A 9,336-nucleotide genomic window follows, 5' to 3' on the forward strand; every position below is an offset into this window, starting at 1 on the left:
CCGTTCGGCCAGCACCCGCTCGACTTCGGCCACCGCGGCCTGCGCCGCCGCGTCGTCGTCGGCCTGCACGGCGACGACCAGGTCGTCGGGCGTCACCTCGGGCAGCGGGAAGCCGCCGTCGGCGAGCAGGCCCAGGTTGAGCTCGGTCGCCATCGCCGCGATCACCGCCCCGACGCCGTCCAGCCCGGAGCCGGCGGCGCTGGCCCGCATCAGCGTCACCGAGTCGTGGTAACGGCCGCGCTCGACCCGCACGAGCTGCGTCATGCGGCCAAGCCCACCGTCAACCCGGCAGCCAGGTGCCACCCGCTGGTGTGCCCCACGCCCAGCAACCGGTCGAGCGCCGGCTCGAACCGCTCGTCGTCGGCCCGAACTGCCCGCAGGACCGCCTCGGCCTCGGGGATCATGGCGCCGACGTCGGCGGCCTCCAGGAGGGCGAGCGACAACCGGGTCGTGCGGCCCGGCGCCCACCTCCGGACCGCGGTGGCGAGGTCGTCGGCCGCCGGTGATCCCACGGCCCGGAGCGCGGCCAGCGCCCCGGCCAGCAGGTCGTCGCCCGCCGGTGTGAGGCCGCTCCCCCGGCCGACCAGGGCCGCCACGGCCGCGTCGATATCCCCGCTCCTCAAAGCTTCGGCCAGGCGATCGACGGCGTCGGCGGGCAGCAAGGGGTCCTCACCGGGCCGTCGCCGCAGCTCGGTTGCGAGGAGCTCCAGCGCCGCGGGCTCGACCGGGCCGACCCGCACCCGGGGATCGAACCACGATCCGGGGGCGATGTGGCCCTCGCCGACCGCCAGGTCGGGGCCGACGGGCGGCCGACCGCCGGGACCGAGCACCACCGCGCAGGGCAACCGCACCCCGCCGGCCGCCACCACCGCCAGGAAGCGGCCGTCGACGTCGAGGTAGGTGGCCATCGGGCCGGTCGCCACGATCTCCGCCCGCCGCACCGGTCCGACCAGCAGGTCGCGCACCAGCACGCTCGCGCTCGTCACCGCCGCGGTGGAAGTCCTCAAGTACCGAAGCGTAGGGCGTCGTCCCGGTTCAGGCGTCGCCGGTGTCGCCGACGTCGACCACGGCGGCGACGGGACCTCCACCCGAGGGGCCCTGGTGCAGGGCGGCCACCGAGACGAACACCGCCGGATCGCCGGTAGCCGCGGCGGCGACGCCCCCGACCGCACCCTTGATGTGGCGGTGGTGGTGGACGTCGGAGTCGTCGAGGGCGACCTGACGGCGGCCCCGCAGCCGGCCGGTCGGGTCGGCCTCGCACTTCATGAACACGTTGACGAGCCGGTCGCCGAGGTCGGCCGCGACGGGACGGGCGGGCAGGTCGAGCCCGGCGGCCCGGATGGCGGCGTAGATCCCGTCGGCGTCGAGGGCGTCGCGCATCACCGAGTGCCCGATCCGGAAGCGGCCGCCGATCCCGGAGGCGTTGCCCACGACGACGATCTGGGCCCGGTCGAGCTCGACCCCCGAGGAGCACGAGGCCACGCTCGAGTACAGCGAGAGGTCGTGGCCGATCTGGTCGGCGGTGGGGGTGTCGATCTCGCCGAGGGCGACGGCGATGCCGAGCGCCGTGGTGCCGTTGGAGAGGTTCATCGACTCGAGCGGCTCGTCGGTCACGGTGGCGGCGCCGCGGGCCCGGGCCTCCTCGATGGTGGCCATCGTGAGGAGGGGTGTCTTCGTCTGCACGTAGTGGACCTCGGCCGGGTCGTCGATGCCCGCCTCTGCGACCGCCCGGCGCACGCCCTCGGCCACGGTCGCCACCATCTCGGGCCGGCCGATGTGCTCGGGGAGGATGACGTCGCTCATCGCCACACCCACCGACAGGCGCGGCTCCGAGCCGGAGGCCTCGCCGGGCACCCGGGCGAACACGGTGGCGTGCGGCGTGAGGACCCCGTCGGTGCCCCCCGACCACACCATCGGCACCTGCTCGACCTCGGCCCGGCTGCGGGTGCCCCGGTCGAGCAGCACACCGCGGAAGGCCTGGTCGGCCAGGATCCGGGTGAAGTCGTTGACGCCGCCGTTGCCCTCGGTCTTCCCGACCACCGCGACCACCTCGTCCGCGGCGAACGCTCCCGCCTCGATCAGCCCGACCAGCCCCGCGGCGTCGGACACGCTCTCGAGAACGACCTTGTGGACCACGAACGGCACGGCGGGGCTCCTGTCGGTGCAGTGGGTCTGGTCTGCCGGCGCCGAGGTTAGGTCGCCGCGCCAGACGCCCTGGATCGCCGGATCGGCCACCTTGCACAAAAACGAGAACGTGTTACATTTGCCACATCTGATTTGACGTCAGATAGTGGGCTAACTGGGCAATGAACGAGCGGGGGAGCACGCTGCAGCGCCGCGGCTATCACCTCGCCGTACACGGCCAATAGATCATCACATCGGCGCGCGTCTGCGCTGGTGAACCTTGGTGTACTCGGTCAACGGTGGCCAGGGTCGCTGCTGAGGCGCGCTCGAACGGGGGGAACGAACGTGCCTGGAGAACGTCAAACCATCGCGCCTGAAAACGGACTATCGCGGCGCGGTTTCATCGCCGGGATGGCCGCCGGTGGCGCCGCCACGGCGGCAACCGCGCTCGGCTGGTCGCCGGCCTTCACGGTGCCCGCCGGCGCGGCCGCCGCCACGCTGCCGACACCGCCGAGCTTCCCGGCGGGCATCCCGCTCTACCAGCAGGCGTTCGAGAACTGGGCCAAGGAGATCGTGGTCGACGCGGTGTGGACCTGCGCGCCGGCCAACGCCGACGACGTCGTCACCATCTGCAACTGGGCCCGAACGCAGGGCTACAAGGTGCGGCCCCGTGGCGCCATGCACAACTGGTCGCCGCTCACGATCGTCAACGGCGCCGACCTGTCGCACGTGCTGCTCGTCGACACCACCAAGAACCTCAAGACCATCACCGTCAGCGCCGGCTCGTCGCCGGCCACGGTGACCGCCCAGGCCGGCGCCACCATGGAGGCGATCCTCACCGCGCTCCAGGCCCAGAACCTGGGCATGGCCGGCGTGCCCGCCATCGGCAACCTGACCCTGGGTGGCGCGCTCGCCATCGACGCCCACGGCGCCTCGCTGCCCCGCAACGGCGAGACGCTCACGTCGGGCCACACCTACGGCTCGCTCAGCAACCTCGTCACCTCGCTGACCGCCGTGGTGTGGAACGCCTCCCAGAACCAGTACGTGCTCAAGACGTTCAGCCGGTCCGATCCCGAGATCAAGGCGTTCCTCACCCACCTCGGGCGGGCGTTCCTCACGTCCGCGACGCTGCAGGTCGGAGCCAACTACCGGCTGCGTTGCCAGACTTGGTACAACATCCCGACCGCCGAGCTGTTCGCCCCACAGGGGTCGGGCGGGCGGACGTTCACCAGCTACCTGAACAGCGCCGGGCGGGTCGAGGCGATCTGGTTCCCGTTCACCGACACGCCGTGGCTGAAGGTGTGGACACCGACGCCGTCGAAGCCGTTCTTCGCCCGGCAGGTCAGCAGCCCGTACAACTACTCCTTCTCCGACCAGATCCCCGACGAGTTCGAGGACTTCCTCTCCGACCTGGCCGTGGGCAACACGTCGGGGACGCCATCGTTCGGCGGGCTGCAGCTGTTCCTCGTGCAGAGCGGCATCGTCTTCACCAGCACCTGGGACATCTGGGGCTGGTCGAAGGACCTCCTGCTCTACGTGCGGCCCACCACGCTGCGGTACTCGGAGAACGGGACGATGGTGCTGACCAACCGCAGCAACGTCCAACGGGTGCTCAACGAGTTCTCGGTCTGGTACAAGGCCCGGCTGGCCTTCTACCAGGCCCAGGGCAAGTTCCCGGTGAACGGACCGGTGGAGATCCGCTGCTCGGGGCTCGACCGTCCGGGCGACGTGAAGGTGCCGTCGTCGGGGTCGCCCCAGCTGTCGGCCTGCCGGCCCCGGGGTGACCGCCCGGAGTGGGACACCGCGGTGTGGTTCGACGTCCTGACGATCCACGGCACGCCCGACTCGATCAGCTTCTACCGCGACATGGAGCAGTGGATGCTCGGCAACTACTCGGGGTCGTACGCCACCGTGCGGGCGGAGTGGTCGAAGGGGTGGGCGTACTCGACGTCGTCGGCCTGGGCCGACCCGACCCTGCTGGGGACCACCATCCCCAACGCCTACCGGACCGGCCAGCCCGCCGGCGACAACTGGGACACCGCCCGGGCCACCCTCAACGCCTACGACCCCCACCGCCTCTTCAGCAACGGCTTCATCGACACGCTGCTGCCGTGAGACCCACCCGAGCCGACGCCCCCTGCGTCGTCAGGGGGCGTCGGCTCGGGACCGACACCTCGACGCCGCCGCGGCCGGTTCGGGAACCTTCACAACAATGTTGACTGGATTTGTCGCATTTCGTACTGTCCACCGGTGAGGTCGGAATGCCGACCATTCACATCACCAATGGGCAGAAGGACAGGCCACGATGAAGTACCGCTCGCGGGCAGCGCTCGCGCTCGCCGCAGTCAGCCTCCTGGGTGTCGTCGCATGCGGCGGTGACGACGACGACTCCACCTCCGGCGACGGGGGTGGCGGAGGCGAGAGCACGACCTTGTCGATCGTCGGTTTCGCCGTCCCCGAAGCCGCCAACAAGGCCATCGCCGACGAGTGGGCCAAGACGCCCGAGGGCGAGAACGTCGAGTTCAAGACCTCGTACGGGGCGTCGGGCGACCAGAGCCGCGCCGTCGTCGACGGGCTCGACGCCGACTACGTCCACTTCTCGGTCGCCAGCGACGTGACCCGCCTGGTCGACGAGGGCCTGGTCGCCGAGGACTGGGACCAAGGTGACAACAAGGGCGTCGTGTCGTCGTCGATCGTCGTGTTCGGCGTGCGCGAGGGCAACCCGAAGAACATCCAGACCTGGGACGACCTGGTGAAGCCCGGCGTCGAGATCGTGACGGCCAACCCCGCGTCGTCGGGTGCGGCCCGCTGGAACGCCCTCGCCGCCTGGGGCCAGGTGATCGAGGCCGGCGGCAGCGAGGCCGACGCCGAGGCCTACGTCGACAAGTTCGTCGACAACGTGGTGTCCCTGACCGCCAGCGGCCGCGACACCACCACGGCGTTCCTCGGCGGCACCGGCGACGTGGCGATGCTGTACGAGAACGAGGCGATCCTCGCCAAGCAGAGCGGCGAGACCGACTTCGAGTACATCATCCCCGACACCACGATCCTCATCGAGAACCCGGGTGCCGTCCTCACCGACGCCGACCCGAAGGCGCAGGAGTGGCTCGACTTCGTCCTCAGCGAGGACGGCCAGCGGCAGTTCGCCCTCAAGGGCTTCCGCCCGATCGTGGACCTGGACGTCGACGAGGTCGAGGGCGCCAACGACCCCGGCGACCCGTTCCCCGAGGTCGAGAACCTGCTGACCGTCGCCGACGACTTCGAGAGCTGGGATGCGCTCTCCACGAAGTTCTTCGACGAGGAGGACGGCATCGTGACCAAGGCGATCCTCGAATCAGGGAAGTCTGAGTGACAGCAGCAGTCGTCACCCCGGGCCGGCCGGCGCGCGAGCGCCGGTCGGCCCGCGGGCGGCCCCTCACGCCCGTCTCGGGCCTGGGCCTCGGCGTCGCCATGCTGTGGTTCAGCCTCCTGGTGCTGATCCCCCTGTCCGCGGTCGTGGCCACCGCCGGGGAGGGCGGCTGGAGCGGCTTCTGGCGCACGGTCACCAACGAGCAGACCGCCGCCGCCATCCGGCTCACCGTGGGCGTGGCGCTGCTCGTCACCGTGGTGAACGTGGTGATGGGCACGCTCATCGCCTGGGTGCTGGTGCGCGACCAGTTCTTCGGGAAGCGCTTCCTGGAGGTCCTGATCGACATCCCGTTCGCCCTGCCGACGATCGTGGCCGGCCTGGTGCTGCTGTCGCTCTACGGGCCCGAGTCCCCCCTCGGTGTCGACGTGGCCAACACCCGGGTAGCCGTGTTCCTCGCCTTCCTGTTCGTGACGCTGCCGTTCGTCGTGCGCATGGTCCAGCCCGTTCTCCAGGAGCTCGACCGGGAGGTCGAGGAGGCGGCGGCGTCGCTCGGCGCGAGCCGGTTCACCACCTTCCGCCGCATCGTCCTGCCCAGCCTCACGCCGGCGATCGCGGCCGGCGCGGCGCTGTCGTTCGCCCGCGGCGTCAGCGAGTACGGGTCGCTGGTGCTGCTGTCGGGCAACCTGCCGTTCAAGACCGAGGTCGCCTCCGTGCGGATCCTCATCAGCATCGAGGGCGACAACACCGCCGGCGCCGCGGCCACGGCGACGGTGCTGCTGGTGATCTCGCTGTTCACGATCGTGGCGCTCGACCTCATCCAGCGCCGGGTGGCGAACCGTGGGTAAGTACGTCCTGCGCTTCGTCGCCGCCGCGTACCTGCTGCTCCTGGTGGCGTGGCCGGTGTCGCTGGTGGCCAAGAACACGTTCGCCGACGGCTTCACCGAGCTCCGGTCGATCCTCGAGGACCCGGACGTCACCCACGCCCTGCAGCTCACCGTGCAGGTGGCGATCGCGGCGGTGGTGATCAACACCGTCTTCGGCGTGGGCATCTCGATCCTGCTGGTGCGCTACGAGTTCCCGGGCAAACGGCTGCTGAGCCCGCTGATCGACCTGCCGCTGTCGGTGTCGCCGGTGGTGGTGGGCCTCGCCCTCATCCTGGTCTACGGCGGCCGCGACGGCTGGTTCGGGCCGACCCTCGAGGACGCCGGCTTCCAGATCATCTTCGCCACCCCCGGCATCGTGCTGGCCACGACGTTCGTGGCCCTGCCCCTGGTGATCCGGGAGGTGGTGCCGGTGCTGGAGGAGGTCGGCATCGAGCAGGAGCAGGCCGCCCAGAGCCTCGGCGCCAACGCGCTGCAGACGTTCCGGCGCATCACCCTCCCGTCGATCCGCTGGGCGGTCGTCTACGGCGTCGTGCTCAGCCTGGCCCGCTCCCTCGGCGAGTTCGGGGCGGTCAAGGTCGTGTCGGGCAACGTGCTCGGCGAGACCCGCACGGCGACGCTCGTGGTCGAGGAGAAGTACCTGAACTTCGATCGGGGCGGCGCCTACGCCACGGCGTTCCTCCTGGCGATCGTCTCGGTCGCCTGCATAGTGGTGGTGTCGATCATCCGTCCCAAGGAGGGCAGCGAATGAGCATCGAGATCACCGGTGTCGGGAAGCGGTTCGGCGATTTCGTCGCCCTCGAGGACGTCTCCCTCAGCATCCCGACCGGTCAGCTCACCGCGCTGCTGGGGCCCAGCGGCGGCGGCAAGTCGACGCTGCTGCGCATCATCGCCGGCCTCGAGCACGCCGACGACGGGCGGGTGGAGATCGAGGACATGGACGCCACCCACCTGCCGCCCCAGAAGCGCAACGTCGGGTTCGTGTTCCAGCACTACGCCGCGTTCAAGCACCTGTCCGTGTTCCGCAACGTCGCCTTCGGACTGGAGATCCGCAAGCGCCCGAAGGCCGAGATCCGGGAGCGGGTGCAGGAGCTGCTCGAGCTCGTCCACCTGGAGCAGTTCGCCGACCGGCTGCCGTCGCAGCTCTCCGGAGGGCAACGCCAGCGGATGGCTCTGGCCCGGGCGCTCGCGGTCGAGCCCAAGGTGCTGCTGCTCGACGAGCCCTTCGGCGCCCTCGACGCCAAGGTCCGCAAGGAGCTGCGCGACTGGCTGCGGCGCCTCCACGACGAGGTCCACGTCACCACCGTGTTCGTGACCCACGACCAGGAGGAGGCGCTCGAGGTCGCCGACGAGATCGTGGTCATCAACGACGGCCGCATCGAGCAGATCGGCACGCCCGACCAGCTCTACGACGAGCCCGCCAACGACTTCGTGATGCGCTTCCTCGGCCCGGTGACCCAGCTGGGCGACCAGCTCGTGCGCCCCCACGACATCGAGATCAGCGTGGCCGACCCTGGCGGCGGAGCCCCGTCGGGCGAGGTGACCCGCCTCGTGCGGGTGGGCTTCGAGATGCGGGTCGAGGTGACCACCGACGACCAGGTCGTGCTCGTCACACGGTCCCGGACCGAGTTCCAGGCGCTCGGCGTCGCCGTCGGCTCCCGGGTCTGGCTGCGCCCCGTCACCGGCGCCCCCACCGTCACCGCCGCCACCACCGGCGCCCCCCTGCTCGGCGACGACCTCGTCGCCTCCGCCGAGGCCGTCTGACCTGACACCCGGCGTCGGTTGGGCCTTGCCGGTCAGGCAGTGCCCAGCCGGCAGACGGGACACAGCGACGGCTTCCGTCCGGGCACCTTGACCCTTTCGAACGATCTCCCGCAGCCGCGACAGGAGAGCACTTCGAGGTCAGGAGCCCGGACCGCCTCGGCCGGCTCGCGACCATCGCCTTCGCCGTCGCCGTCACCGTCCGGGAAGACGGCGACCGTCACCGACGTGACGGTCGTCCTCCTCGTCGTCTTCTTCGCGGGCGCCTCGATCTTCGCCAGGGAGCGATTCCGGCGCTTGTGCAGATCTTCGACGGCCTCTTCGCGTGCCGCCGCGTCGCCGTAGAGCGCCAGACCTCGTTCCGCCCACCAGCGGCAGGACTGCCAGTCGCTCTGCTTCTGCCGGCGAATGGCCATCTGCTTGTAGGTGGTGAGGAGCGGCACCTTCCCCCACTTCCGGAGGAACGCCTGGCAGATGGTCTCCATCTCTGCGTCGTGGCGCTGGCAGACGGAGTCGAAATCGTCGAGTGCCGAGTCGAAGAGATCACGACAGCGGTAGAGCCGGGCCTCAAGCTCGGCGAACTGGAAGTGTCGGTCGATCGGATCGGGGTCGGTCTCGAGCAGCTGCCGGAGCAACGCGATCGCCGGCAGGTCGGCGTCCGGCAGGTCGTCGAACCACGAGAGGTCGTAGGAGTCGTCCTCCACGTCGGTCAGCCACGCCTCGGTGAACCCGGTGCGCATCGTGCCCCCCAACGGCGCTGGCCGCTGAGGGGGTCCGACCCAGCTGCGTCGATCCGGCGGTGCGATGCCGAACGCACGCGGGTCGTGCTGCAGCCAGACGCCGAGCATGCCGGGACCGTCCTCACGGAGGCCGCCACCGACGATCACGGCGTTGAGAGCCACGTAGCCGCCGCAGCCGGCCATCAGCGCGTGGAGCCCGGGCCCGTACTCAGGTGCCAGATCGCGGGGCACGTAGCCGACGGGACCGTCCCCGATGTGGACCGCGATCGCGTAGGGATCGACCGGGTTCTGCGGCTCCGGCACCAGCACCGCGATCACCTCGTGGCGGACCCTCTCGCCGCCGGGGGTGCCACCGCAGGCCGCCCAGAGCCGGTCCTGCCGGTAGCTCTCACCGACGACCTCGAGATCCTCGTCGCCGCCGTGCAGGTACACGCCGGGTGCGCCCGCGCTCGCGCCCGCCGACGGGCGTCCCGCCGACCTG

The 9,336-nt window shown here is 70.8% G+C and carries 9 protein-coding genes; 5 read left to right on the forward strand and 4 right to left on the reverse strand.

Annotated features, from left to right (window positions below):
- From VK611_09045 to VK611_09055, 3 genes are all read right to left on the reverse strand, one after another.
- Positions 1–264, reverse strand: a 264-nt coding sequence (locus tag VK611_09045) for a hypothetical protein (GenBank protein HMG41464.1), incomplete at its 3' end; no start/stop codon positions are given.
- Complete coding sequence (locus tag VK611_09050) at positions 261–1,007, reverse strand: DUF2877 domain-containing protein (GenBank protein HMG41465.1); 747 nt, start codon at positions 1,005–1,007, stop codon at positions 261–263. The genes VK611_09045 and VK611_09050, both read right to left, overlap by 4 nt.
- 28 nt (positions 1,008–1,035) lie before the next feature.
- The gene (locus VK611_09055) at positions 1,036–2,145 is read right to left on the reverse strand and encodes a ring-opening amidohydrolase (GenBank protein ID HMG41466.1); all 1,110 of its coding nucleotides are present in this window, start codon (positions 2,143–2,145) and stop codon (positions 1,036–1,038) included.
- A 390-nt stretch (positions 2,146–2,535) separates the two neighbouring features.
- Here VK611_09055 and VK611_09060 point away from each other — a divergent pair, with 390 nt between their 5' ends.
- The 5 genes from VK611_09060 to VK611_09080 all read left to right on the forward strand — a co-directional run bounded on the left by VK611_09060 (position 2,536) and on the right by VK611_09080 (position 8,118).
- Positions 2,536–4,239: a cholesterol oxidase substrate-binding domain-containing protein gene (locus VK611_09060; GenBank protein HMG41467.1), complete on the forward strand. Its 1,704-nt coding sequence runs from the start codon at positions 2,536–2,538 to the stop codon at positions 4,237–4,239.
- A gap of 190 nt (positions 4,240–4,429) precedes the next feature.
- On the forward strand, positions 4,430–5,476 hold the full coding sequence (locus VK611_09065) for a sulfate ABC transporter substrate-binding protein (protein ID HMG41468.1): 1,047 nt from the start codon (positions 4,430–4,432) through the stop codon (positions 5,474–5,476).
- A complete protein-coding gene (gene cysT, locus VK611_09070) occupies positions 5,473–6,318 on the forward strand; it encodes a sulfate ABC transporter permease subunit CysT (GenBank protein ID HMG41469.1) in 846 nt (281 codons plus the stop codon). The genes VK611_09065 and cysT overlap by 4 nt, the downstream gene beginning before the upstream one ends.
- Entirely contained in the window at positions 6,311–7,105 is a 795-nt protein-coding gene (locus tag VK611_09075; protein ID HMG41470.1) for a sulfate ABC transporter permease subunit, read from the forward strand. Before cysT ends, VK611_09075 begins: the two co-directional genes overlap by 8 nt.
- Positions 7,102–8,118: a sulfate ABC transporter ATP-binding protein gene (locus VK611_09080; protein HMG41471.1), complete on the forward strand. Its 1,017-nt coding sequence runs from the start codon at positions 7,102–7,104 to the stop codon at positions 8,116–8,118. Before VK611_09075 ends, VK611_09080 begins: the two co-directional genes overlap by 4 nt.
- Positions 8,119–8,150: 32 nt before the next feature.
- Here VK611_09080 and VK611_09085 read toward each other — a convergent pair.
- A partial coding sequence (locus VK611_09085) for an HIRAN domain-containing protein (GenBank protein HMG41472.1) occupies positions 8,151–9,336 on the reverse strand: 1,186 nt, incomplete at its 5' end.

This window comes from Acidimicrobiales bacterium, assembly GCA_035316325.1.
In the GTDB taxonomy this organism is placed as follows: Bacteria; Actinomycetota; Acidimicrobiia; order Acidimicrobiales; family VFJN01; genus DASXTK01.

What these genes read in the sequence shown, in the direction of transcription:
- VK611_09080 (HMG41471.1), top strand. Translation starts at nt 7,102, where the DNA reads ATGAGCATCGAGATCACCGGTGTCGGGAAGCGGTTCGGCGATTTCGTC.
- VK611_09065 (HMG41468.1), top strand. Translation starts at nt 4,430, where the DNA reads ATGAAGTACCGCTCGCGGGCAGCGCTCGCGCTCGCCGCAGTCAGCCTC.
- VK611_09060 (HMG41467.1), top strand. Translation starts at nt 2,536, where the DNA reads ATGGCCGCCGGTGGCGCCGCCACGGCGGCAACCGCGCTCGGCTGGTCG.